This window comes from Aquabacterium sp. (genome assembly GCF_041909175.1).
Classification (GTDB): Bacteria; Pseudomonadota; Gammaproteobacteria; order Burkholderiales; family Burkholderiaceae_C; genus Aquabacterium.
On record NZ_JAYRDZ010000001.1, the window covers coordinates 241,768 to 265,078 of the forward strand.

The following is a 23,311-nucleotide window of genomic DNA, read 5'->3' on the forward strand; positions in this document are numbered from 1 at the left end:
TAAGGCTGTGTAGGCTTGCGATCATCCGTGAGGCCCTGCCATGTTGAAACGATCTATGTTGAAACCACCCCTGATGGCCGCCCTGTTGTGCCTGGGCGCCGTGAATGCCTTGGCTGCCGAGGTGTCGTCGGCCCCCGCCGCCTTGACCCCGATCCCCGCGCTCGACGTGCCCCGTTACCTGGGTGTCTGGTACGAGATCGCCAAATACCCCAACCGCTTTCAGCGGCAGTGCACGGGCGACACCACGGCCCAATACAGCGCGAACCTCGATGGCTCGCTGCAGGTTGTCAACCGCTGTCGCACGGCCTCGGGCGAGATGACGCAAGCCGTGGCGGCAGCGAGGCAGGTGGGCCCGGCCACCTCGCCCAAGCTGGAAGTGCGCTTTGCACCCGCGTGGCTGTCGTTTCTGCCGTTCGTATGGGCCAATTACTGGGTGATCGACCTGGACGAGCGCTACCAGTTGGCGGCGGTGAGCGAACCCAACCGCGCATACCTGTGGGTGCTGTCACGCACACCGCAGGTGGACCCGGTGGCCTATCAAGGCTTGCTGGACAGGTTGGCGAAGATGGGGTTTGATACTGCCAAGCTGGAGCGCACCGCGCAGAGCATCTCCACCCCATGAAGATCATCGCCTCGTCGCTGCGTCGCCGCCTGGAGGGCGAGCAGCTGTCTGTGGCTGCCATCGTGCGCGAGGTGCACCTGGAGATTGCCCTGGCCCTGCTTCAAAGGGGTGACCTTGCTGTGGGCGAAGTGGCCCAGATGTGCGGGTGGGCTTCACACAGCCGCTTCACGGCCATGTTTCTGCAGCGTTGGGGTGTGCTGCCGTCGGTGGTGCGGGCCGAGCTGGTCGATCAGCACGGGCACGACGAGATGAACGAAAACGGCCAAAGTCTGGTTGCAAACGGCTAACCGGGGTGGGGCGCCGCCGCGCATGATCGGTTTCACATCAAGGAGAAACTGATCATGAAACTTCATCGGTATCTGACGTCGCTGGCTTTGTCTGTGTTGGCTTTGCAAGCGCATGCCGAGCCTTTTTCGCTGACCACCACGGCGTTTGAAAACGGCGGCCGCATGTCTGCCCAACAAGTCTTCCAGGGCTTTGGCTGCGAGGGGGGGAACCAGTCGCCTGCGCTCACGTGGTCTGGCGTGCCTGCGGGCACCCGCAGCCTGGTGCTGACCGTGTACGACCCCGATGCGCCGACCGGCTCGGGCTGGTGGCACTGGGTGGTCTACGACATCCCCGCGGATGTGCGCGAGTTGCCTGCCAATGCCGGCTCGGACAAGGGGCCGGCGCTGCCTGCCGGCGCGAAGCAGGGGCCCAACGACTATGGCAGCCACAGCTTTGGCGGCGCTTGCCCGCCGGTGGGTGACCCGGCGCACCACTATGTGTTCACGCTGTATGCCTTGAAGACCGACCACCTGGCCGTGCCGCCCAATGCCTCTGCAGCCTTGATTGGCTACATGACGCGTGCCAATGCCATCGGCACGGCGGTGATGACCGGGCTCTACGGGCGGTGAGCTCAGCCGCACATCGCTGAAATGACTCCCGCCAGCACATCAAACGCGGGCCCGATAGCTTCTGGCGCGACGCAGGCATAGCCCAGTAGCAGGCCCTTCGGGGCCTGTCGCGCATCGGCGTGGTAGCGGCTGAGCGGGCGCACAGCCACGCCGGCGGCGAGGGACTGCTCGGCCAGTTGCACGTCATCAATGTGGTCGGGCAGGCGCAGCACGAGGTGCAGGCCGGCGTTGTCGCCCAGTACCGGAAAGCGGGTGCCGAAGTGGCGCTCAATGGCTTCGAGCAGGCATTGGCGGCGCTGGCTGTAGAGGCCGCGCATGCGGCGGATGTGCGAGGTGAGGTGCCCCTCGCGGATGAAGTCGGCCAGCACGGCTTGCAGCCATGATTGGCCTTCGCGGTAGAGCGCCGCCGAGCCGGTGGCAAAGGCGCTGCTGAGGCTGCGTGGCACCACCAGGTAGCCCACGCGCAGGCCGGGAAACAGCATCTTGCTGAAGCTGCCCACGTAGATCACACGCCCACTGTCGTCGAGGCCTTGCAGGCTGGGCAGGGGGCGGTTGCCGTAGCGGAATTCGCTGTCGTAGTCGTCTTCAATGATCCACGCATCTTGCGCGCGGGCCTGGGCCAGCAGGGCCTGGCGGCGCGGCAGGCTCATCACCGTGCCCAGCGGGTATTGGTGAGAGGGCGAGACCAGGATCAGCCGCGGGTTGGGCAGGCCGGGCAGGTGTTGCCAGGCCATGCCTTCGTCGTCCACCGGCACGGGCACCATGTGGGCGTCCAGCGAGGCGAGGGTGCTGCGCAGGCCCCAGTAGCAGGGGTCTTCCAGCCACACGTGGTCGCCCGGTGAGGCCAGCAGGCGCAGGGTGAGGTCAATGGACTGGTGGCTGCCGGTGGTGATGACAATTTGCTCGGGCTCGCAGTTGACCGAGCGGGCGGTGCGCAGGTGCGCGGCCAGGGCTTCTTTCAAGGCGGGCAGGCCGCCGCCGGGGGCGTAGCTGAGGTGCTCGGGCTGGGGCTTGCGCCAGTAGCGGTTGTGCAGGCGTGTCCAGGTGCGGGCGGGGAAGGCGGTGACATCGGGCACGCCGGGCATGAAGGCACCCCACTGGCGGTTGCTGACCCCGGCCAGGCGCAGCAAGTCTTGCCCGCGGGGCGAGAGGAGGGTCAGGTTGGCATCGGGCGTGTTGGCACCAGGCTGGCCGGGGGCCAGGGCCACGTCGAGCATGCGCTCGCCGGACACGTCGGACACCACGGTGCCGCTGCCTTGCACGCTGCTGACGCACCCTTCCAGCGCGAGTTGGGCATAGACCTCGATGACGGTGTTGCGCGCAATGCCCAGCTCTGAGGCCAGCAGCCGGGTGGAGGGCAGTCGGGTCTGGGCAGGCAGCCGTCCTTCGAGGATGGCGCCGCGCAGCAGGCGGTGCAGCTGGCGGTAGGTGGGCTCGCCCTGGTCGCGCACCAGGTGTTGCTGCAACCAGTCAGACAGGGAAGTGGTGCTCATGGAGGTCGACGCACAGGCGTCAAAGTGGTTCTATCAAATTTACCAGAGTGGATCTTTTTTGAAGAACCAAATTTGCCTAATCTGATGGTCAGGTTCTCCTCTTCCTCCTTTTCTGATCCAGGTGACTTCCATCATGTCGAACAGCACAGATTTCAAACTTGATTCCGGCTTTTTCAAGGGCAGCAACGCCGAGTGGGTGGCCCGCAAGGACGCCATCACCCCGCGTGGCGTGGCCGTGGGTCAGAGCTTCTACGCCGACAAGGCCCTGAACGCCGAGCTGTGGGACATCGAAGGCCGCCGCTACATCGACTTCGGTAGCGGCATTGCCGTGCTGAACACCGGCCATCGTCACCCCAAGATCGTGGCGGCCATCAAGGAACAGCTCGACCACTTCACGCACACGGCTTACCAGGTGGTGCCGTATGCCTCTTACGTCTCGCTGGCCGAGAAGATTGCACAGCGCGCACCGGGCAAGTCGACCAAGAAGGTCACCTTCTTCACCACCGGCGCCGAAGCCGTTGAAAACGCCGTGAAGATCGCCCGTTCGTACACTGGCCGCCCGGGCGTGATCGCCTTCAATGGCGCCTTCCACGGCCGCACCTTCTTCAGCATGGCGCTGACCGGCAAGGTGATGCCTTACAAGCGCGGCTTTGGTCCCTTCCCTGGTGACGTGTACCACGCTGTGTTCCCCAACCCGCTGCATGGCGTGACGACGGAAGATGCCCTGGCATCGCTGGCACAGCTGTTCAAGAACGACATCGACCCGGCACGCGTGGCCGCCTTCATCTTCGAACCGGTGCAAGGCGAGGGTGGTTTCAACCCGGCCCCGGCCGACTTCGTGGAAGGCCTGCGCAAGATTGCCGACGAGCACGGCATTTTGCTGATCGTTGACGAAATCCAGACCGGTTTCGCCCGTACCGGCAAGCTGTTTGCCTCGCAGGCCTACAACGTCGAATTCGACCTGATGACCTTCGCCAAGAGCCTGGCCGGCGGCATGCCGCTGTCTGGCGTGTGTGGCCGTGCCGACGTGATGGACGCACCGCAGCCTGGTGGCCTGGGCGGTACCTATGCTGGTAACCCGCTGGCCGTGGCCGCTGCCCACGCCGTGCTGGACATCATCGACACCGAGAAGCTGGAAGAGCGCGCTGTGGTGCTGGGCGACCGCCTGAAGGCCCGCCTGAACGGCCTGAAGACCAAGGTTCCCACCATTGCCGACGTGCGTGGCCCGGGTAGCATGGTGGCTGTCGAGTTCCTCGACCCGAAGACCCATGCACCGGACGCCGACTTCACGAAGCGCGTGCAGGCGGAAGCCCTGGCCCGTGGTCTGATGGTGCTGGTGTGTGGCGTGTATGGCAACGTGGTTCGTTTCCTGCACCCGCTGACCATCGAGGACACCGTGTTCAACGAAGGCCTGGACATCCTGGAAGCCGCCATCCTGGCAGCCTGATCCCCAGCATTGCGCGAAGGAATGACGAAGATGAGTCTGACACCGATTGCCCTGAAGGACCCCGACCTGCTGCGTCAGCAGGCCTACGTCGAGGGCCGCTGGACCGATGCGGACAACGGTGCCGTGATCGAGGTGTTCAACCCGGCGACGGGCGAACACATTGCCAACGTGCCCGAGATGGGCGCCGTGGAAACGCGCCGTGCCATTGACGCGGCCAACCTGGCCTGGGCCGGCTGGCGCCGCCAGACCGCCAAGGCCCGCGCCGCGGTGCTGCAGCGCTGGTTCCAGCTGATCCTGGCCCATGCCGAAGACCTGGCTGTGCTGATGACCACCGAGCAGGGCAAGCCGCTGGCTGAAGCCCGTGGCGAAGTGGCCTATGCCGCCTCGTTCATCGAGTGGTTTGCCGAAGAAGCCAAGCGCATCTACGGTGAAACCATCCCCAGCCCGCAAAACGACCGCCGCCTGCTGGTGGTGCGCGAGCCCATCGGGGTGTGTGCCGCGATCACGCCGTGGAACTTCCCGCTGGCAATGATCACCCGCAAGGCTGGCCCGGCCCTGGCCGCTGGCTGCCCGATGATCCTCAAGCCCGCCGAGTCGACCCCGCTGTCGGCCCTGGCTCTGGCCGTGCTGGCCGAGCGCGCTGGCGTGCCCGCTGGTGTGTTCCAGGTCATCACGGGTGATGCCCGCGCCATTGGTGGCGAGCTCACGGCCAACCCGGTCGTGCGCAAGCTCACCTTCACGGGTTCGACCGAAGTGGGTCGCCTGCTCTACGCGCAATCGGCCAACACGATCAAGAAGCTGTCGCTCGAACTGGGCGGCAATGCGCCTTTCATCGTGTTCGACGATGCCGATCTGGACCAGGCTGTGCAAGGGGCGCTGGCCTCGAAGTACCGCAACGCCGGTCAGACCTGCGTGTGTGCCAACCGCCTGTATGTGCAAGACAAGGTGTACGACGCCTTTGCCGCCAAGCTGACCGCCGAAGTGGCCAAGCTGAAGGTGGGCAATGGCCTGGAAGCCGGTGTGACGCAAGGCCCGCTGATCGATGCGGCTGCGGTCGACAAGGTCGAGCAGCACATTGCCGACGCGGTCAAGCGCGGCGCGCGGGTGCTGTCCGGTGGCAAGCGCCACGAGCTGGGTCAGACCTTCTTCGAGCCGACCGTGCTGGTCGATGTGCCGCCGACCGCCCGTGTGGCCAAGGAAGAAACCTTCGGCCCGCTGGCGCCGCTGTTCCGCTTCCAGACGGACGACGAGGTCATCGCCATGGCGAATGACACCGAGTTCGGCCTGGCCAGCTACTTCTACAGCCGCGACATCGGACGCATCTGGCGTGTGGCTGAGGCGCTGGAGTACGGCATGGTGGGCATCAACACCGGCATCATCTCGAACGAGGTGGCACCGTTTGGTGGCGTCAAGCAGTCGGGTCTGGGCCGTGAAGGCTCGCACCTGGGCATGGACGACTACCTGGTGACCAAGTACCTGGCCATGGCCGGGCTGGACAGCCAGCCGGGTTAAACCGCGCCACGGTCAGCGTGGCGCCAGTGGCGTCTTTCTTGTATCTGAGGAGTCTCTGTCGTCATGCTTTCCAAACCCGCATCCACCCTCACGGGTGATTTGCAGGCGCTGTCCTATGTCCGCCCGGAACCGGACAGCGCCTGGGGCACTTACCTGGCTCAAGTCGATAGCGTGATCCCTTACCTGGGGTCGCTGTCGCGCTGGGCGGATACGCTCAAGCGCCCGAAGCGCGCGCTGATTGTCGACATCCCCATCGAGATGGACGACGGCACGGTGCGCCACTTCGAGGGCTACCGCGTGCAACACAACCTGAGCCGCGGCCCTGGGAAGGGCGGTGTGCGCTACCACCCCGGCGTCACCCTGGAAGAGGTGATGGCCTTGTCGGCGTGGATGACCGTGAAGAACGCTGCCGTGAACCTGCCCTATGGCGGGGCCAAGGGCGGGGTGCGCGTTGACCCGCACCAGTTGTCTGTGCGCGAGCTTGAAAAAGTGACACGCCGCTACACCAGCGAGATCGGCTTGTTGATCGGGCCGCAACGTGACATTCCCGCGCCCGATGTGAACACCAATGGCCAGATCATGGCCTGGATGATGGACACCTATTCGGCCAACGTGGGGGCCACCGCCACCGGCGTGGTCACGGGCAAGCCGGTGCACCTGGGCGGCTCGCTGGGCCGTGTGAAGGCCACTGGACGTGGGGTGTTCATTGCTGGGCGAGAGGCCTTGCGCCGCCAGAAGCTGGCGCTGGAAGGCGTGCGTGTGGCCGTGCAGGGCTTTGGCAATGTGGGCAGCGTGGCCGCTGAGCTCTTTGCCCAGGCTGGCGCCCGTGTGGTGGCTGTGCAGGACGACACCGGCACGGTCTACCGCGATGCGGGGCTGGATGTGCCGGCCTTGCAGGCCCACCGGGCCGAACACGGCAGCGTGCAGGGCTTTGCCGGTGCCGAGCCGCTGGACGACGAGCGCTTCTGGGATGTGCCTTGCGACATCCTGATCCCGGCAGCACTGGAAGGCCAGATCACGGCCGACCGCGCGACGCGCCTGCAGGCCTGGATGGTGCTGGAAGGCGCCAATGGCCCGACGGTACCGGCTGCCGATGCGGTGCTGGCCGAGCGGGGCATCCTGGTCGTGCCGGATGTGATCTGCAATGCGGGTGGGGTGACCGTGTCCTACTTCGAGTGGGTGCAAGACTTCTCGAGCTACTTCTGGACCGAAGCCGAGATCAACGACCGGCTCGACAAGATCATGGTCGACGCGCTGGGCGCTATCTGGGACAAGGCCGATGCGCTGCAGATTTCGCTGCGCACGGCCGCGTTTGCGGTGGCGTGCGAGCGCATCTTGCTGGCCCGTCAGGACCGCGGGCTTTACCCCTGAGCGAGCAGGCCGCTCAGGTAGGTCCACACAAAGGTGGCGGCCGCCGAGCTGGTGAGCTCGGCGTGGTCGTAGGGCGGCGAGACTTCGACACAGTCCATGCCGGCCCAGGGCAGGTCATGCAGGCTTTCCAGCAGACTGAGTACCTGGTTGGAGCTCAGGCCACCCGGCTCGGGCGTACCGGTGCCGGGGGCAAAGGCGGGGTCCAGGCAGTCGATGTCCAGCGTCAGGTAGATGGGCGGGGCACCAGCGGCCGCATGGCGCCGGCGGATCTCGTCGATCACGAAGCCGAGTTGCGATGGGCTTTCACAGCCGCGCAGCTCGCGCGCGGTGAAGACCCGGCCGCCCACATCGTTCACATACTCGCGCGCCTCACGCACGCCTGAGGAGCGGATGCCGATCTGCACCGTGGCTTCGGGCACGACCAGGCCTTCCTGCAGGGCTTCGTAGGTCCAGGTGCCGTGGCCTGAGGGCTCGCCAAAGTGGTCGACCCAGGTGTCGCAGTGCGCGTCGAAATGCAGCAGCGCCAGAGGGCGACCATGGTGGGCCTTGAGGGCACGCAGCAAGGGCAAGGTGATGGAGTGGTCCCCACCCAGCCAGACCATGTGGTGGCGCTTGAGCATGAGGCTGGCCTGCGCCTGCAGGATGGCCCGCATGGCTTCCAGCGAGGTGTTGGGCAGGGCCAGGTCGCCCAGGTCGGTCAGGTGATCCAGCGCCACGGTGTCGAACACCGGGTGCGTGCCGTCGCACAGCATGTGGCTGGAGCGGCGGATCGCATCCGGACCGAAGCGGGCGCCGGGGCGGTTGGTGACACAGCCATCCCACGCGACGCCCGCCACCGCATAGGGGCGGGCACCGTCAAAGGCCGGCGCTTTGAGGAAGGTGTTCTGCGAGAGGAACGCAAACTCGTGGTCGGCCATGGCTGCCTTGTCCGGACGTCAGATGCCGAGCTTGTCGCGCAGGTCGTAATACATGGCGCCGATGGCCGTGAACGGCACACGGAACACACGACCGCCGGGGAAGGGGTAGCTCGGCAGGTTGGCAAAGGCGTCGAAGCGGGTGCTTTGACCGCGGATGGCCTCGCTCAGCACGCGACCGATGAGGTGCGTGAAGGTGACGCCGTGACCCGAACAGCCTTGCGAGAAGTAGATGTTCGGTGCCAGGCGACCCACTTCGGGCAGACGGGTCAGCGTCAGCAGGAAGTTGCCGGTCCAGGCGTAGTCAATGCGCACATTCTTCAGCTGCGGGTAGGTCTTGAGCAGCTTCGGTCGGATGATGGACTCGATGTGGTGCGGCTCGCGGGCACCGTAGATCACGCCACCACCGTAGACCAGGCGGCGGTCGGCCGACAGGCGGAAGTAGTCCAGCAGGAAGTTGCAGTCTTCGACACAGTAGTCGGTGGGCAGTATTTCGGGGAAGCGGTCGCCCAGCGGCTCGGTGGCGATGACCTGGGTGCCGCAGGGCATGGAGCGCGAAGCCAGACGGGGCTCAAGCTCGCCGATGTAGGCGTTGCAGGCCACGATCACGAAGCGGGCCTTGACCTGGCCTTGGGCCGTGTGGACCACGGCAGGCTCGCCTCGGTCGATCTTGGTGACGCCCGACAGTTCATAGATCTGGCCGCCGAGCTGTTCGAAAGCGAGGGCCTCGCCTTGAGCCAGGCGCAGCGGGTGCACGTGGCCGGTGCTGTGGTCGACCAGGGTGGCCTTGTAGCGGTTGGAGCCGGTCATCTTTTCAGATTCCGCGGCATCGTGCATCGTCATGTCCTTGTGGCCGAAACGGGCCCACAGGGCTTGCTGGTTCTCGAGGTGACCAACCTGCTTGTCGGTCAGGGCAGCGAACACGCCACCCTTCTTGAAATGGCAGTCGATGTTGTAGCGCTCGATGCGTTCCTTGATGATCTGCGCGCCTTCAAAAGCCATGCTGCCCAGGGTCTGGGCGGCTTGCTTGCCGTAGCGGGACTCGATGACATCCATGTCCCGCGAGTAGCTGTGCACCAGTTGCCCGCCATTGCGGCCCGATGCACCCCAGCCCACCCGGGCCGCTTCCAGCACCACCACCTTGAAGCCGGCTTCAGCCAGGTGCAGTGCCGACGACATCCCGGTGTAGCCCGCGCCAATGACGCAGACATCGGCCTCGATGGCGCCCTGGAGCGCCGGTCGCTCGGGCTGCGGCAGACCGGTGGCGGCGTAGAGGGAGGGAGCGTGGTCGAGGGAGGGCTTGTGGGTAAACATGATGCGAAAGGACTCGAAGGTCGGGTGAGAGGGCCGCGTGTCAGGGTTCGATACGCAGCCAGGTGGTTTTCAGCTCGGTGTATTTGTCGAAAGCGTGCAGCGACTTGTCGCGGCCGTTGCCAGACTGCTTGACGCCACCGAAGGGCACGGTGATGTCGTCTTCGTCGTACTGATTGACGTGCACGGTGCCGGCTTGCAGCGCACGCGCCACGCGGTGGGCGCGGTCAATCTGCTTGCTCCACACACTGGCTTGCAGGCCGTACTGGCTGTCATTGGCCAGGGCGATGGCTTCGGCTTCGGTGCGGAAGGGGATCACCCCCATGACGGGGCCGAAGATTTCTTCGCGGGCAATGACCATGTCGTTGCGCACGCCGGCGAACACGGTGGGCTGCACATAGAAGCCGCCGCTGTCCTGGCGAGCCTGCTGGCCACCACAGGCCAGCTCGGCACCTTCGGCCAGGCCCTTGTCGATGTAGCCCAGCACGGTTTTCATCTGGCCCTGGTCGACCACGGCGCCCATGTTGGTGGCTTCGTCGAGAGGGTCGCCCGGCTCGTAGCTGCGGGCTTCGTCGCGCATGGCGGCGAGCACCTCGGGCATCAGCGATTCCTGCACCAGGATGCGGGTCGGGGCATTGCACGACTCACCCTGGTTGAACAGCACCGCGCCCACGGCCGTGCGGGCAGCGGCTTCGACATCGCTGTCTTCAAAGATCAGGAAGGCCGACTTGCCACCCAGCTCGTTGTAGACGCGCTTGAGGTTGCTCTCGCCGGCATAGCTCAGCATGCGGCGGCCCACGCGGGTGGAGCCGGTGAAGCCGATGGCATCGACTTCTGGGTGCAGTGCCAGGGCTTCACCTGCTTCGTGACCGAAGCCGGGAATGACGTTGAGCACGCCCGGCGGCAGGCCGGCCTCAATGGCCAGTTCCGCCAGCCGAACGGCGGTAAAGGGAGATTTTTCAGAGGGCTTGAGCACCACGCTGTTGCCGGCCGCCAGGGCCGGGCCCAGCTTCCAGCACGCCATGATCATGGGGTAGTTCCAGGGCACGATGGCCCCGATGACACCCATGGGCTCGCGGGTGATGAGCGCCAAGGCCGTGGAGGCCGTGGGCGCGATCTCGTCGTAAATCTTGTCGACGGCTTCGCCATACCAGGCCAGACAGTTGGCCGAGGAGACGACGTCGACGTTGAGGCTCTTGCGGATGGGCTTGCCCATGTCGAGCGTTTCGAGCAGAGCCAGTTCATCACGGGCAGCGAGCACCTTCTCGGCCCAGCGTTGCAGCACTTTCTTGCGGGCAGCCGGAGCTTGCCCCGCCCAGCGGCGGTCAGCAAAGGCGGCGCGGGCACTGTGCACGGCAGCGTCCACATCAGCCTGTTGACCCCGCATAACGGGCGCCAGCAGGCGACCATCCACCGGAGAGTGCTTGTCGAAGGTTTGTCCGGTCAGGGACGCGCAGCGCAGTCCATCGATCAGGCCGCGCCCGTCGATGCGCAGGGCGGCTGCGCGTTCATGCCAGTTCACCGAGGAGGTGCTCATGAGAGAAATGCCTTGTGGAGAGATCAGAAGGTGACGACGACGGAAGCACCCAGCAGCTGGTTGCTCTTCTTGTAGTCACCGCTGCCGGTATCGAGGAACACGGACTTGCTGGCCCAGTCGTAGCGGTACTCAACCTTGAACGTGGTGTTCAGGTCCCACAGGTAGCTCAGACCAAAGGTCAGCGCAGCGCGGTTGGCGCCCTTGGAGCAGCCGGAATCGACAACGCCGGTGTCTGGGCAAACCAGCGCATCGGGGCCGATACCGTTGATGTCATCGGCCGTCGCATAGCCCAGCAGGCCACCGCCATGCTTGCTGTTGTTCAGGTAGTCGGCGCGGACGGTGCCTTCAAAACGCGGGTTGAATTTATATGCGGCCAGACCAGACAGGCCCCACCATTGGGCATCCTGCAACGCGCCAGTTGACGACAGGGCAATCGCAGCGTCCTTCTGACGACCGAAGCTGATCTGACCTTGCACAGTCCAGTCACCGCGGATGAAGTAGCCGTCGGCTTCAAACAGGTCGATGCGGGAATCCGGTGCGCCGTCAGCCACCAGTGTGGTGCCGTTGGCAGCCTGGCCATGCACGCCAGCAAAGCCAAAGCCCTGGAATTCACCCTTGGCGTAGTCCACACGGTAGGCAAAAGCGGGCGCGGTGCGACCGTCTGCACGCTTGCTGGTATTCACGTTGGCCAGCACGCCCTTGATGATCCACTGATCACGTGTCAGCTCCAGGCCGGCGCCGGTGTAGGCGGTGGGCAGCGTGAAGTCGAACAGCAGGTTGTGGCTGATCAGCTTGTTGAGCGGGGCTTGCAGGTATTCGTAGCCCGACCAGTCAGGAATCTGACCGGCGATCAGGCGAGTCTGCAGGTCGGTCAGCGGAACCGAAACAGAGGCTTCCTGGATCGGTGAATTGCCATTGAACGTGGCGCCCACACCGCGGTTGGGGGCCAAGGCAAAGTGCCAACGCGTGCCGCCATCGGTTTCTTTCAGGAAATCGATCACGGCAGCACCGAAGTAGGAATTGTCGTAGCTGTAGTTGTAGGAGTCGCCTTCAGAAACGTTGTTCAGGAACTGGAAGCCGGCGCGGTCACGGCGCTGGTTGTAGATGTAGGTCGGGTCCATGTAGCCCGAGATCTTCAGCCCCTTGAAGCCCAGCGAGTCACGGCCATCTTCCAGCGCTTCGGTCTTGACGGCGATGCGGTTGAAGTCGGCCTGCTGCTCAGGCGTCATGCCCTGGGGCATGTCGGCGATCTTGGCATCTTGCGCTTGCAGCTTTTGCTCCAGCTCATTCACCTTGGCCTTCAGGGCCTTCAGCTCAGCGAGGATGTCGTCGTTGGGGGCTGCGTGGGCCGCAGGGTAGGCCGCGGCCAGGGCGAGGCTCAACGCGGCTAGTGTCCAGGCTTTCTTCATGGGTGCTCCTAGGTAAGAGGCAGTCAAGGTGAGTGAGTGGATGAAAGGGGCGATCAGTTGGCTTCGCGTTGTGCTGCAGCTTGTTCTGCAGCGATCAAGCGTTCGCGACGGGCCATCAGCCAGCTGGCCAGTACCACCGCAATGGCGACCACGGTGATGATCACGGTGGCGACGGCATTGATGCTGGGGCTCAGGCCCAGACGGGCTCGCGAGAAGATGACCAGCGGCAAGGTGGTGGAGCCTGGGCCCGACAGGAAGGCCGACAGCACCACGTCGTCAAGTGACAGCGTGAAAGTCAGCAGCCAGGCGGACAGCAGCGACGGGATGATGGACGGCAGGGTGACCAGCATGAACACCTGGGCCGGACGGGCACCAAGGTCCATGGCGGCTTCTTCCAGCGAGGGGTTGAGCTCCTTCAGACGGGCTTGCAGCACCACGGTGGCGTAAGCCATGCCCAGCAGCAGGTGACCCAGCCAGATGGTGCCGGCACCGCGCTCGGGGAAGCCCAGGGCGCGCTGCATGGACACCAGCATCAGCAGCAGCGACAGACCGATGATGACTTCCGGCATCACCAGTGGCGCGTTGACCATGCCAGCGAACATGGTGCGGCCCTTGAAGCGCGGGTACTTGACCAGGGCGAAGGCCGCCAGCAGGCCGAGGATGACCGAGCCGAAGGCCGTGGCCGTCGCAATGCGCAGTGACAGGCCCAGGCCGGACAGCAGTTCCTGGTCATTGAGCAGGGCGCTGTACCAGCTCAGTGTGAAGCCGCCCCAGACATTGGGCACGCTCGACGCGCTGAACGAGTAGAACACCAGGGCCAGGATGGGCAGGTAGAGGAACAGGAACCCTGCAGCCAGCCAGCCGCGGCCGAACTGGCGGTTGAACGCCGGGGTGAAGGGAGTGGAGGGCAGGCGGCTCATCGACGGTCCTTCTGCGCATCGGCTTGCGCCTTGTTGAACAGAGCCAGCGGCACGATGATCAGCAGAATCATCACCACGGCCACACTGGAAGCCATCGGCCAGTCGTTGTTGCTGAAGAACTCATCCCACAGCACGCGACCGATCATCAAGGTAGATGGGCCACCGAGCAGTTCGGGGATGACGTACTCACCCACGCAAGGGATGAACACCAGCATCGACCCGGCCACGATGCCACCACGGGACAGCGGCACGGTCACGCGCCAGAAGGTCACCCAGGCAGTGGCACCCAGATCGGAGGCGGCTTCCAGCAAGCGCAGGTCCAGCTTCGACAGGTTGGCAAACAGCGGCAGGATCATGAACGGCAGGTAGGTGTAGACCATGCCGACGATCAGCGAAAACGGCGTGTTCATCAGCTGACCAGCGCTCGGAATCAGACCAGCGGCTGCCAGCAGGTGCTCGATGCCGGTGGCTTGCAGCACGTCGGCTACCCAGCCCCCTTCACTCAGCAGGCCCTTCCAGGCGTAGACACGCAGCAGGAAGGAGGTCCAGAAGGGCAGCATCACCAGCATCAGCAGCGCCGGTTGCAGTGCAGCTTTGGCGCGGGCCATGAAGTAGGCAAAGGGGTAGCCAATGACCAGACACCACAGCGTGGTCACGGCCGCGTACTTCAGACTTGTCAGATAGGTCTTGAAGTACAGGTCATCCTGGGTGATGTAGATGTAGTTGCCGAACTTGACCTGGATGGTCAGCACGCCTTCGGCCCAGGTCACCAGGTCCTTGAAGGTCACCACGTCCATCTCGGACACGCTGATCTTGAAGACGATGAGGAAGGGCAGCAGGAAGCACAGCAGCAACCAGGCATACGGGATGCCGATCACCGCCTTGCGCCCCGCCTGGAGTTTCTCTAGGAACATGGCGTGCGCTCCTTACTGGGTCAGGACCACCTGGGACGAGCTGTCCCAATGTGCCCAGACGGTGTCGCCCACACGCAGCTGGTCTTCGGCATGGCGGCGGGTGTTGGCCATCGAGACCTTCATGGCTGCGCCACTGGCCAGTTGCACGTGGTAAACGGTGAAGCTGCCGAAGTACGACAGATCGCGGATCGTGCCCGTGGCGCGGTTGCAGGGGCCCGCAGGCTCCAGGTGTGTGAGGGTGATCTTTTCCGGGCGCAGGGCGACAGACACCTGCATGCCGACCGTGCCGGTGATGCCGTGGCCCACCATGTGGCGGCAATCGGCACATTCGATCTCGACGTGGTCGGATTCATCGACCACCAGGGTGCCGTCCATCAGGTTGACGTTGCCGATGAAGTCCGCCACAAAGCGGGTGGCCGGGGTTTCGTAGATGTCGCCAGGCGCGCCCACTTGCAGGATGCGGCCTTCGCTCATGACGGCGATGCGGCTGGCCATGGTCATGGCCTCTTCCTGGTCGTGGGTCACCATCACGCAGGTCACACCCACTTCGTGGATGATCTTGACCAGTTCGAGCTGGGTAGCTTCGCGCAATTTCTTGTCGAGCGCGCCCAGGGGTTCATCGAGCAGCAGCAGTTGGGGCTTCTTGGCCAGACTGCGGGCCAGGGCCACACGTTGCTGCTGCCCACCGGAAAGCTGATGCGGTTTGCGCTTGGCATACTTGCTCAACTGAACGAGCTTGAGCATGGACTCCACGCGCTCCGCGATCTCGTCCTTGGGCAGGCCGTCACGGCGCAGACCGAAGGCGATGTTGTCCCACACCGTGAGGTGCGGGAACAGCGCATAGCTCTGGAACATCATGTTGATCGGCCGCTGGTAAGGCGGCAGAGCATCCAGATCCTGGCCATTGAGCACGATGCGACCCGAGGTCGGTGTTTCGAAGCCGGCCAGCATGCGCAGCAGCGTGGTCTTGCCGCAGCCGCTGGAACCCAGCAGTGCGAAGATCTCGCCGCGTGCGATGTCGATGCTCACGTGGTTGACTGCGACAGCGCCGCCGCCGAAGTCCTTGACCACGTTGTCGATACGGAGGAAGGCTTCCTTGCCGTCAGGGGAATGAGCAGTGCTCATGAACGATGCTCCAGAGAAATGCGAGAGGGGTTTACAGACCCGTCTTGAACGAGGTGAAGATGCGGGTCATCTGACGGCGGATGTCGTTGTTCAGCGAATCAGGCTGAACCATCTTCTTCATCTCTTCGGCAGATGGGTAGACCGCAGGGCTGTTGGCGATTTCAGGCTTGATGAACTTGCGCGAGGCCAGGTTCGGGTTCGCATAGAACACCGAGTTGGTCAGGCCGGCATGCACTTCAGGACGCAGGATGTAGTTGATCCACTTGTGTGCGTTCTCGGGGTGAGGCGCATCGGCAGGAATCACCATGGTGTCGAAGAACAGGGCAGCACCAGTCTTGGGGATCAGGGCTTCGATGTGCTGACCGGTCTTGCCTTCGATGGCGCGGTGCTTGGCGATGTTGATGTCACCGGAGTAACCCATCGACACGCACAGCGAACCGTTGGCCAGGTCGTTGATGTAGCCCGACGAGCTGAACAGCGTCACGTAGGGGCGGATGCTCTTGAGCAGGGGCAACACACCAGAGTAGTCACCCAGGCTGCGGCTGAACGGGGGCTTGCCCAGATAGTGCATGACCGAGGGGATCACATCGGTGGGAGAGTCCAGGAAGGACACGCCACAGCTCTTGAGCTTGCTGATGTATTCAGGTTTGAAGACCAGGTCCCAGGCGTTTTCCGGCATGGGCAGGTTGCCCAGGGCAGCCTTGACCTTGTCGACGTTGATGCCGATGGTGTCAAAGCCCCACAGCCAGTTCACCATGTACTGGTTGCCCGGGTCCAGCTTGGCCATCTGGGCCAGCAGGGCCGGGTCCAGGTTCTTCCAGTTGGGAACCTTGCTCTTGTCGATCTTTTGCAGCAGGCCGCTGTCAGCCTGCAGCTTGGCCCAGTACGACGAAGGTACCACGATGTCGTAGCCCGTCTTGCCGGCCACCAGTTTCGCGTGGACGATTTCGTTGTTGTCGAAAACGTCGTAGCGGACCTTGATGCCCGTTTCCTTTTCGAAGTTGGCGATCGTGTCTGGTGCGATGTAGTTCGACCAGTTGTAGATGTTGAGCACCTTCTCTTCATCGGCGTGGGCGGTTTGGCCCACCAGACCGGCCACGGCCAGGGCGGCCACGGCCAGCGGTTTCAGAAGGCTTCGAAAGGATCGATGGGAAGATTCACGAGACATGGTGGTTCCTTTGTTGGAAGGGCGGTCAGACGTGTAGCAAAAGGTGTTCGCGTTCCCACGGCGAGATCACTTTCATGAACTCGGCGTGTTCAATTTCCTTGATCTCGGTGTAGACCGTGACGAACTCGGTACCCAGCACTTCAGCCAGGTCCGTTTCATTACGAAGCAACTCCAGTGCCTCACCCAGGCTGCGGGGCAGACCGTAGTCGCCCAGGTAGGCGTCGCCCTTGCATTCGGGGCTCGGCTCGATCTGGTTGACGATGCCCAGATAACCGCAGGCCAGCGTGGCGGCCAGGGCCACATAGGGGTTCGCATCGGCACCGATCACGCGGTTTTCGATACGGCGGGCGGCAGGTGACGAGACAGGCGAGCGCAGGCCGACGGTGCGGTTGTCGGTGCCCCACTGGATGTTGATGGGGGCTGCGGTGAAGCGCGCCAAGCGGCGATAGCTGTTCACATAGGGTGCAAACAGGGCCATGGCGGCGGGGATGTACTTCTGCAGGCCGCCGATGTACCAGTAGAACTCCTTGCTGGCCGTGCCATCGGGGTTGCTGAACAGGTTCTTGCCCGTGGCCTTGTTGATCAGGCTCTGGTGGACGTGCATGGCGCTACCCGGCTCGCCGGCAATCGGCTTGGCCATGAAGGTGGCGTACATGTCGTGGCGCAGGGCGGCTTCGCGCACGGTGCGCTTGAAGAAGAACACTTCGTCGGCCAGGCCCAGCGGAGCGGCGTGGAAGAAGTTGATCTCCATCTGACCGGCGCCGACTTCGTGGATCAGGGTGTCCACGTTCAGTTCCATCTTCTCGCAGTAGTCGTAGATGTCTTCGAACAGCGGATCGAACTCGTTGACGGCGTCGATGGAATAGGCCTGACGCGAGGTTTCCGAACGGCCGCTGCGGCCCTTGGGCGGCTTCAGGGGCAGGTCGGGGTCGAGGTTGCGTTCGACCAGGTAGAACTCGAGTTCGGGCGCCACAACGGGCTCCCAGCCCTTGGCTTCATAGAGTTCGCACACACGCTTGAGCACCGAACGCGGTGCATAGGGCACCAGCTTGCCTTCGGGGTCGTAGCAGTCATGGATGACCTGGGCGGTGGGGTCGGTGGCCCAGGGGACGATGCGGGCGGTGGTGGGGTCCGGCCGCAGGTGCATGTCGCGGTCGGTGGGGGTGATGACGTCGTAGTAGGGGCCGGATTCGGGGAATTCGCCGGTCACGCCCATGGCGACGACGACTTCCGGCAGACGCATGCCGCGGTCTTCGGAGAAACGGTCGCGGGGCAGGATCTTGCCGCGGGCGACGCCGGTGAGGTCAGGTACGAGGCATTCCACCTCGGTGACGCGTTGTTCAGAGAACCACTGGTCGAGATCAGCGAACGATTGGATTTGAGGGCTGTTCATGTGCATGACTGGTAAACGACACGGGGACCTGTGTTGAAGTTGATCAGGTCCTCAGGCCGGGCATGCGCGGACGAAGGCGCATGGAGAGAAGCGGCTGAGCGGGGGCTCAGCGTCCCGGTGGGCGGTGCGTGTCGCGCCAGGCCTGGCACGCTGCACCGAAAGCGCGCAGGATGGCCATCGAAACAGGATTGGTCGCGGCTTGCCACTCGGGATGCCATTGCACACAGAGAGCAAATCCCGGACCCTTGGTCACGGAGAAGGCTTCCACCAGCCCATCGGGAGCGGTGGCTTCAATGCGGGTGCCGTCGGCCAGGCGGGCTACACCCTGACCATGCAGGCTGTTGACCTGGGCGTCAGCGGCGGGCAGCAGCTTGTCGAGCAAGCCGCCAGGCTGAACGTGGATGGGGTGGACCGGGCCGTATTGCACCTCGATCGGGTTTTCGTCCGACATGGCACGGTGGTCGTTCAGGCCGGGCTGTTCGTGCACGGCCTGATGCAGGCTGCCACCGAGCGCCACATTGGTTTCCTGGAAGCCGCGGCAGATGCCCAGCAAGGGCAGCCCCATCTCGACGGCCCGGCGGATCAGCGGCAGGGTCCACTGGTCACGCGTGGGGTCGAGCGGCAACTCGGGGTTGTGCACATCCTGATCGAAATGGCTGGGGTGCACGTTGGAAGGCGAGCCGGTCAGCAGCACGCCGTCGGCCATGGCCAGCCAGTTGTCGATCTCTTCAGGTTGAGCGAAGGGCACGACGACAGGCAGGGCGCCAGCCAGTCGCACGGCTTCGACGTACTTCTGACCAACGATGTGGAAGGGGTGCCGGCCAATCATCCGGTTGCACGCCGGCACGAGCACCCGAGGGGCGTTCGGCGGCAGCGGAGTCAGAGCGGAGGGTGTATCAGGGGAGACCATGCTTGTCACAAAAATGACGTTAGGGTGACGATACCGGGGTAGTGGTCCAATAGGAAGGGCCACTTGTAGCCGGTAATTTGGTCCACTTATTGCCTTCTGTCGAGAGAAGATTGCCCCAATTCGGGGTTCTCGGGATTTCCCTAGCCGTTGTATACATCATGCAGACCGCTGCCCTACACGAATGGCTCCAGCAGGAGCTCCAACGTGCCCCCGTTCTTGGGCGCTCGTCCCAACCTGGTGCATTGATCCTCCAATTGGTGCGCAGAGCCATTCTGGAGGGGGTGATGACGCCGGGCGTGCGGGTGCCATCTTCGCGCGAACTGGCGCGAGAGCTGGGCGTAGCGCGCAATACCGTGGTGGCCATCTATGAGCAGCTGAAGTCGGAAGGCATGCTGGTGGCGGGTCATGGCTCGGGCACCTTCGTGCGCCGCGTGCAGGAGCTGGACTGGCGCCAGCGCGCCGGCCGTGCCCGGCAGGATGCCCCGGCTGGCAGCGACGTGGCTGGCGAGTCCTTTGTGCCGCGCGGTAGCCGACCGCTCACCCTGTCGCGCAGGGGGCTGGCCTACAAGCGCCACCGCGTTCACCAGTTCTGGCGTCCCGAGGCCTTCTGTTCCGGCCGGCTCGATCTCTCGCTGTTTCCGATGTCCATCTGGCGGCGTTTGCTGCGTCGCCACCTGACGCAGGCCGATGCGGGCTACCTGGAGTCGGGCGAAGAGGGTGGGGCCGTGCCCTTGCGGCAGGCCATTGCCGACCACATCCGCACCACGCGGGGTGTGCTTTGCAAGGCGGAGCAGGTGATCCTGACCGACGGCACGGTGGAGTCGCTGGACCTTGTGGTGCGGCTGATGACGGACCCGGGCGACGTGGTGCTGATGGAGAACCCCTGCTACTGGGGCGCGAGCCACGTGCTGGGGGACCACGGTCTGGTCACACAGGCACTCGATGTCGACAAGGGCGGTCTGCCGGTGCCCGTGAAGGAAAGCCTGCCGGGCCCTCTGCGCCTGGTCTACATGACGCCTTCGCACCAGTTCCCGATGGGCCATGTGATGCCGCTGGAGCGCCGTCTGGAGTGGCTGCGCTATGCCGAAACGAACGACGTCATCCTGCTCGAAGACGATTACGACAGCGAATTCCGCTATGTTGGCAAGCCGTTTCCCTCCCTGCACGGCATGCAGGAGTCCGGACGGGTGATCTACATGGGCACGTTCAGCAAATCGCTGTACCCCGGCATCCGCATGGCCTACATCGTGGTGCCGGAACACCTGCAGCAGATCTTTGCGACAGCCTCGTCCGACTTCTACCGCGATGGGGACGTGCTGCTGCAACGTGTGCTGGCCGACTTCATCCGGGAGGGCCACTATGCCGCGCACATCCGTGCAACCCGGCGCGAATATGCGGCCCGACGCGAGGCATTGCGACGTGCACTGCAGGCGGTGTTGGCCGAAGAATTGGGCGATGGGCGTTTGCGCATCTCGGGCGGGGCCATGGGCATGCACCTGACCTTGCTGCTGCCGCAGGAGGTGGACGACCAACTGATCTCGCACGCAGCCGCCGAGCGCGGGGTCACCTTGATGCCGCTGTCGGTGTACTGCGTGGCGCAGCGCTACAGCGGGCTGATCCTGTCGTATGCGGCGGTGCCCTGTGAAGAGATGATGCCCAAGATCAGCCTGGTGGCGCCCGTGATCCGGTCGGCGCTGGCCAAGGTCAAGCCGCCCATACCCGAGGCTGCCTGAGCGCGCCACCGCCTGCTGGTTCACAGTGGCAGCGCCGTGGTGCGCTTGACGGTGCGCAGCACCAGCATGGAGTTGGGGCGCTCGATGCCTGGCAGGCGCATCAGCACATCGGTGTGAAAGCGCTCCAGATCATCGGTATCACGGTAGGTGAAGCGGATCAGGTAGTCGTTGGCCCCGGCAATGTAGAAGCAGTCCAGGATGCGGGGCTCATCACGCACAGCGGCTTCGAATGCCTCGACCTGCTCGCGGTTGACCGACTTCAGGTTGACGATGGTGAAGCTCACGCCGCGCTGACCCACCCGCTTGGGGTCCAGCAAGGCCACGTACTGCGCGATCACGCCGTTGTCTTCCAGTTGTTTGACCCGGCGCAGACAGGCGGAGGGGGAGAGGTGGATACGCTGAGCCAGTTCGACATTGGTCAGGCGGGCGTCCTGCTGCAATTCGGTGAGGATGGCGCGGTCAATCGCATCGAGTTGCACGTAAGGTGGCTGTTCTGGAGAATCATTGCGCATAAGTGCAAAAGTGTCGCTGAATGTGCGAACAATGTGAGCTGAGTGCTTCAATATTGCAAGCACATTGCGCACCACGCTGCCTAGACTGATCAACAGTGCGCCCATCCGGGCATGAATCCCATTGCAGGCTTGTTGTCATGTCATTTCTGGAAACCGATCGCGATCTCTCCCGTCAGTCTTACTACGTGGCCACGGCACCCCGTACCCAGTCCTTTCCGGCACTGGAAGAAACCATCGACGCCGATGTGGCGGTGGTGGGCGGTGGGCTGGCGGGCATGTGTGCCGCGCTGGAGTTGGCTGAACGCGGCCTGAGCGTGGTGCTGCTGGAGGCGCAGCAAGTGGGCTGGGGCGCCAGCGGTCGAAACGGCGGGCAGGCCATTGCCGGCCTGGCCTGTGACCAGAGCGTCATTGAAGACCAGCTGGGCCTCGACGATGCCCGCAAGGTGTGGGACATGAGCCTGGAGGCCGTGAACCTGCTGCGCGAACGCAGCGAACGCCATGGCTTTGATTGCGAGTGGCGTCAGGGCTTCCTGGGCGTGTCGACCAACGCCCGCAAGGGCAAGGACCTGCACGAGTGGGCCGAGCGCATCCAGCGCGTCTACAACTACCCCCTCCAGGTGGTCGACCACGCCGATGTGCGCCAGTGGATCGACAGCCCGCGCTATCACAACGCCTATTACGACGCCGGCTCAGGCCACCTGCACCCCTTGAAGTACAGCCTGGGCATTGCTTCTGCGGCGGCCAAGGCCGGGGTGCGCATCTATGAACACAGCGCGGTGAACAAGGTGGTGCCGGGGCAACCTGCACGTGTCGAAACGGCGCGCGGAGCCGTCAAGGCACGCCAGGTGCTGCTGGCCGGCAATGTCTACCTGCAGGGGGTGGCGAGCAAGCTCGAGTCGCGCATCATGCCGGTGGGCACCTACATCATCTGTACCAAGCCCTTGTCGCAGGCACAGGCCGACTCGCTCATCCCGACCCGCTCGGCGGTGTGCGACAACAACTTCGTGCTCGATTACTTCCGCACCACCAACGACAACCGCATGCTCTACGGTGGGCGGGTGAGCTACAGCACGGTCACGCCGATGAACCTGGCGGAAACCATGCGGCGCACCATGCTCAAGACCTTCCCGCAGCTGTCGCAGGCCGAGGTCGAGTTTGCCTGGGGTGGTTTTGTCGACATCACGATCAACCGCGCACCAGACTTCGGGCGCATTGGCCCGAACATGTACTACCTGCAGGGCTTTTCAGGGCATGGTCTGGCACTGACCGGCCTGGCGGGTCGCGTGGTGGCCGAAGCCATTGCAGGCGATGCCGGGCGCTTCGATGTGTTTGCGCGCCTCAAGCACCACGCCTTCCCGGGGGGGCAGATGCTGCGCACGCCGGCCCTGGTGCTGGGCACGGCCTGGTACCGCATGCGCGATCTGCTGTTCTGATCAGGCCTTGTCGAGCCACTTGGTCAAGGGCTGCCACAGCTCCAGATCACGCTCGATCTTGGTCGGGGCCACGTCGAACAGTGTCAGGCCGTGCGCGGCCAGGTGGGCGTAGTTCTGGGTGTCGCGCAGCATGGTGAGCACGGGCACCTTCACGGTCTCGAGGTATTCACCCAGGTGCTCGGTCGCCAGCGTGTGCTCCTTGACGCGGTTGCCCACCACGGCGATCTGCACCTTGCCACGGCTGCGCTTGAGCAACTCGTTGATGAATTCCTGCGTGGCATAGATATCGAACACGCTGGCCTGCAGCGGGATCACGACCTTGTCGGCGATCTTCATGACCGCGTCCAGGTGCTTGCCGTGCATGCCGGCCGGGGTGTCAAGCACCACGTGGGTCGTGCCCTTGGGCGGCCGGGCGATCTTCTCTTCGCTGATGTCCCAGGGGCTGATGAGGGGCATGTCGGCCGGGCGCAGCTTGAGCCACAGGCGTGATGACTGCTGGCGATCGATGTCGCCCAGCATGACGGTGTGGCCTGAGCGGGCAAAGTAACCTGCGATGTTGCTCGACAGGGTGGATTTGCCGACCCCTCCCTTGGGGTTGGCGACGACGATGACCGGCATGGCGCGATCCTTCCTCATGTTCGGACTGTGGATAAGCCCGAATTGTGTCTTAGAGTTGACCCAATCACCATGG

General features: G+C 64.1%; 21 protein-coding genes. 8 read left to right on the forward strand and 13 right to left on the reverse strand.

Annotated elements, in window-relative coordinates; all coding sequences use genetic code 11:
• The first annotated feature begins 55 nt into the window (after positions 1 to 55).
• From ACE3PH_RS01015 to ACE3PH_RS01025, 3 genes are read left to right on the forward strand one after another with little or no spacing between them, the layout of a single operon-like run.
• On the forward strand, positions 56 to 622 hold the full coding sequence (locus tag ACE3PH_RS01015; protein WP_374315589.1) for a lipocalin family protein: 567 nt from the start codon (positions 56 to 58) through the stop codon (positions 620 to 622).
• Complete coding sequence (locus tag ACE3PH_RS01020; RefSeq protein ID WP_374315590.1) at positions 619 to 909, forward strand: helix-turn-helix domain-containing protein; 291 nt, start codon at positions 619 to 621, stop codon at positions 907 to 909. The genes ACE3PH_RS01015 and ACE3PH_RS01020 overlap by 4 nt, the downstream gene beginning before the upstream one ends.
• 54 nt (positions 910 to 963) lie before the next feature.
• On the forward strand, positions 964 to 1,518 hold the full coding sequence (locus tag ACE3PH_RS01025; protein ID WP_374315592.1) for a YbhB/YbcL family Raf kinase inhibitor-like protein: 555 nt from the start codon (positions 964 to 966) through the stop codon (positions 1,516 to 1,518).
• 2 nt (positions 1,519 to 1,520) lie between these two features.
• Here the strand turns inward: ACE3PH_RS01025 and ACE3PH_RS01030 are convergent, their stop codons facing one another.
• On the reverse strand, positions 1,521 to 3,011 hold the full coding sequence (locus ACE3PH_RS01030; RefSeq protein WP_374315594.1) for a PLP-dependent aminotransferase family protein: 1,491 nt from the start codon (positions 3,009 to 3,011) through the stop codon (positions 1,521 to 1,523).
• A 133-nt stretch (positions 3,012 to 3,144) separates the two neighbouring features.
• Between ACE3PH_RS01030 and gabT the strand changes: the two genes are divergently transcribed.
• The 3 genes from gabT (at position 3,145) to ACE3PH_RS01045 (ending at position 7,341) form a co-directional block, all read left to right on the forward strand.
• Entirely contained in the window at positions 3,145 to 4,458 is a 1,314-nt protein-coding gene (gene gabT / locus ACE3PH_RS01035; protein ID WP_374315596.1) for a 4-aminobutyrate--2-oxoglutarate transaminase, read from the forward strand.
• A gap of 30 nt (positions 4,459 to 4,488) precedes the next feature.
• Positions 4,489 to 5,970 carry an NADP-dependent succinate-semialdehyde dehydrogenase gene (gene gabD, locus ACE3PH_RS01040; protein WP_374315598.1) on the forward strand — a complete coding sequence of 494 codons (1,482 nt, stop codon included), beginning with the start codon at positions 4,489 to 4,491 and terminating at the stop codon, positions 5,968 to 5,970.
• Between the two features lie 63 nt (positions 5,971 to 6,033).
• Complete coding sequence (locus tag ACE3PH_RS01045; RefSeq protein WP_374315600.1) at positions 6,034 to 7,341, forward strand: Glu/Leu/Phe/Val dehydrogenase; 1,308 nt, start codon at positions 6,034 to 6,036, stop codon at positions 7,339 to 7,341.
• Here the strand turns inward: ACE3PH_RS01045 and speB are convergent.
• The 10 genes from speB to ACE3PH_RS01095 all read right to left on the reverse strand — a co-directional run bounded on the left by speB (position 7,332) and on the right by ACE3PH_RS01095 (position 18,942).
• Positions 7,332 to 8,258: an agmatinase gene (gene speB, locus ACE3PH_RS01050; protein WP_374315602.1), complete on the reverse strand. Its 927-nt coding sequence runs from the start codon at positions 8,256 to 8,258 to the stop codon at positions 7,332 to 7,334. The genes ACE3PH_RS01045 and speB overlap by 10 nt on opposite strands.
• A gap of 18 nt (positions 8,259 to 8,276) precedes the next feature.
• Entirely contained in the window at positions 8,277 to 9,569 is a 1,293-nt protein-coding gene (locus tag ACE3PH_RS01055) for an NAD(P)/FAD-dependent oxidoreductase (RefSeq protein WP_374315604.1), read from the reverse strand.
• A gap of 40 nt (positions 9,570 to 9,609) precedes the next feature.
• The gene (locus tag ACE3PH_RS01060; RefSeq protein WP_374315606.1) at positions 9,610 to 11,103 is read right to left on the reverse strand and encodes an aldehyde dehydrogenase; all 1,494 of its coding nucleotides are present in this window, start codon (positions 11,101 to 11,103) and stop codon (positions 9,610 to 9,612) included.
• 23 nt (positions 11,104 to 11,126) lie between these two features.
• Complete coding sequence (locus ACE3PH_RS01065) at positions 11,127 to 12,512, reverse strand: DUF3138 family protein (protein ID WP_374315608.1); 1,386 nt, start codon at positions 12,510 to 12,512, stop codon at positions 11,127 to 11,129.
• A gap of 53 nt (positions 12,513 to 12,565) precedes the next feature.
• Positions 12,566 to 13,432 (reverse strand): ABC transporter permease subunit, encoded by an 867-nt coding sequence (locus ACE3PH_RS01070; protein WP_374315610.1) that lies wholly within the window; start codon positions 13,430 to 13,432, stop codon positions 12,566 to 12,568.
• A complete protein-coding gene (locus ACE3PH_RS01075) occupies positions 13,429 to 14,346 on the reverse strand; it encodes an ABC transporter permease subunit (RefSeq protein ID WP_374315612.1) in 918 nt (305 codons plus the stop codon). Before ACE3PH_RS01075 ends, ACE3PH_RS01070 begins: the two co-directional genes overlap by 4 nt.
• Before the next feature lie 12 nt (positions 14,347 to 14,358).
• Positions 14,359 to 15,471 (reverse strand): ABC transporter ATP-binding protein, encoded by a 1,113-nt coding sequence (locus ACE3PH_RS01080; protein WP_374315614.1) that lies wholly within the window; start codon positions 15,469 to 15,471, stop codon positions 14,359 to 14,361.
• Between the two features lie 31 nt (positions 15,472 to 15,502).
• Positions 15,503 to 16,639, reverse strand: coding sequence for a polyamine ABC transporter substrate-binding protein (locus ACE3PH_RS01085; RefSeq protein WP_374315616.1), 1,137 nt, complete (start codon positions 16,637 to 16,639; stop codon positions 15,503 to 15,505).
• Positions 16,640 to 16,664: 25 nt separating this feature from the next.
• A complete protein-coding gene (locus tag ACE3PH_RS01090) occupies positions 16,665 to 18,032 on the reverse strand; it encodes a glutamine synthetase family protein (protein ID WP_374315618.1) in 1,368 nt (455 codons plus the stop codon).
• A gap of 106 nt (positions 18,033 to 18,138) precedes the next feature.
• On the reverse strand, positions 18,139 to 18,942 hold the full coding sequence (locus ACE3PH_RS01095; protein ID WP_374315620.1) for a gamma-glutamyl-gamma-aminobutyrate hydrolase family protein: 804 nt from the start codon (positions 18,940 to 18,942) through the stop codon (positions 18,139 to 18,141).
• 158 nt (positions 18,943 to 19,100) lie between these two features.
• Between ACE3PH_RS01095 and ACE3PH_RS01100 the strand changes: the two genes are divergently transcribed.
• Entirely contained in the window at positions 19,101 to 20,675 is a 1,575-nt protein-coding gene (locus ACE3PH_RS01100) for a PLP-dependent aminotransferase family protein (RefSeq protein WP_374315622.1), read from the forward strand.
• Between the two features lie 20 nt (positions 20,676 to 20,695).
• On the opposite strand, the gene ACE3PH_RS01105 is transcribed toward ACE3PH_RS01100, so the two are convergent.
• Positions 20,696 to 21,187 (reverse strand): Lrp/AsnC family transcriptional regulator, encoded by a 492-nt coding sequence (locus ACE3PH_RS01105; RefSeq protein ID WP_374315624.1) that lies wholly within the window; start codon positions 21,185 to 21,187, stop codon positions 20,696 to 20,698.
• Positions 21,188 to 21,324: 137 nt separating this feature from the next.
• Between ACE3PH_RS01105 and ACE3PH_RS01110 the strand changes: the two genes are divergently transcribed.
• Complete coding sequence (locus ACE3PH_RS01110) at positions 21,325 to 22,620, forward strand: NAD(P)/FAD-dependent oxidoreductase (RefSeq protein ID WP_374315626.1); 1,296 nt, start codon at positions 21,325 to 21,327, stop codon at positions 22,618 to 22,620.
• On the opposite strand, the gene ACE3PH_RS01115 is transcribed toward ACE3PH_RS01110, so the two are convergent.
• On the reverse strand, positions 22,621 to 23,238 hold the full coding sequence (locus tag ACE3PH_RS01115; RefSeq protein WP_374315628.1) for an AAA family ATPase: 618 nt from the start codon (positions 23,236 to 23,238) through the stop codon (positions 22,621 to 22,623). It abuts the gene before it with no gap.
• Between the last annotated feature and the right edge of the window lie 73 nt (positions 23,239 to 23,311).

Excerpts from the sequence above, each read along its gene's own strand:
- ACE3PH_RS01090 (WP_374315618.1), bottom strand. The coding sequence starts at position 18,032 with ATGAACAGCCCTCAAATCCAATCGTTCGCTGATCTCGACCAGTGGTTC.
- ACE3PH_RS01110 (WP_374315626.1), top strand. The coding sequence starts at position 21,325 with ATGTCATTTCTGGAAACCGATCGCGATCTCTCCCGTCAGTCTTACTAC.
- ACE3PH_RS01020 (WP_374315590.1), top strand. The coding sequence starts at position 619 with ATGAAGATCATCGCCTCGTCGCTGCGTCGCCGCCTGGAGGGCGAGCAG.
- ACE3PH_RS01085 (WP_374315616.1), bottom strand. The coding sequence starts at position 16,639 with ATGTCTCGTGAATCTTCCCATCGATCCTTTCGAAGCCTTCTGAAACCG.
- ACE3PH_RS01045 (WP_374315600.1), top strand. The coding sequence starts at position 6,034 with ATGCTTTCCAAACCCGCATCCACCCTCACGGGTGATTTGCAGGCGCTG.
- ACE3PH_RS01055 (WP_374315604.1), bottom strand. The coding sequence starts at position 9,569 with ATGTTTACCCACAAGCCCTCCCTCGACCACGCTCCCTCCCTCTACGCC.
- ACE3PH_RS01115 (WP_374315628.1), bottom strand. The coding sequence starts at position 23,238 with ATGCCGGTCATCGTCGTCGCCAACCCCAAGGGAGGGGTCGGCAAATCC.
- ACE3PH_RS01070 (WP_374315610.1), bottom strand. The coding sequence starts at position 13,432 with ATGAGCCGCCTGCCCTCCACTCCCTTCACCCCGGCGTTCAACCGCCAG.
- ACE3PH_RS01065 (WP_374315608.1), bottom strand. The coding sequence starts at position 12,512 with ATGAAGAAAGCCTGGACACTAGCCGCGTTGAGCCTCGCCCTGGCCGCG.
- gabT (WP_374315596.1), top strand. The coding sequence starts at position 3,145 with ATGTCGAACAGCACAGATTTCAAACTTGATTCCGGCTTTTTCAAGGGC.
- ACE3PH_RS01105 (WP_374315624.1), bottom strand. The coding sequence starts at position 21,187 with ATGCGCAATGATTCTCCAGAACAGCCACCTTACGTGCAACTCGATGCG.
- ACE3PH_RS01095 (WP_374315620.1), bottom strand. The coding sequence starts at position 18,942 with ATGGTCTCCCCTGATACACCCTCCGCTCTGACTCCGCTGCCGCCGAAC.
- ACE3PH_RS01025 (WP_374315592.1), top strand. The coding sequence starts at position 964 with ATGAAACTTCATCGGTATCTGACGTCGCTGGCTTTGTCTGTGTTGGCT.
- ACE3PH_RS01015 (WP_374315589.1), top strand. The coding sequence starts at position 56 with ATGTTGAAACCACCCCTGATGGCCGCCCTGTTGTGCCTGGGCGCCGTG.
- ACE3PH_RS01080 (WP_374315614.1), bottom strand. The coding sequence starts at position 15,471 with ATGAGCACTGCTCATTCCCCTGACGGCAAGGAAGCCTTCCTCCGTATC.
- ACE3PH_RS01075 (WP_374315612.1), bottom strand. The coding sequence starts at position 14,346 with ATGTTCCTAGAGAAACTCCAGGCGGGGCGCAAGGCGGTGATCGGCATC.
- gabD (WP_374315598.1), top strand. The coding sequence starts at position 4,489 with ATGAGTCTGACACCGATTGCCCTGAAGGACCCCGACCTGCTGCGTCAG.
- ACE3PH_RS01100 (WP_374315622.1), top strand. The coding sequence starts at position 19,101 with ATGCAGACCGCTGCCCTACACGAATGGCTCCAGCAGGAGCTCCAACGT.
- ACE3PH_RS01060 (WP_374315606.1), bottom strand. The coding sequence starts at position 11,103 with ATGAGCACCTCCTCGGTGAACTGGCATGAACGCGCAGCCGCCCTGCGC.
- speB (WP_374315602.1), bottom strand. The coding sequence starts at position 8,258 with ATGGCCGACCACGAGTTTGCGTTCCTCTCGCAGAACACCTTCCTCAAA.
- ACE3PH_RS01030 (WP_374315594.1), bottom strand. The coding sequence starts at position 3,011 with ATGAGCACCACTTCCCTGTCTGACTGGTTGCAGCAACACCTGGTGCGC.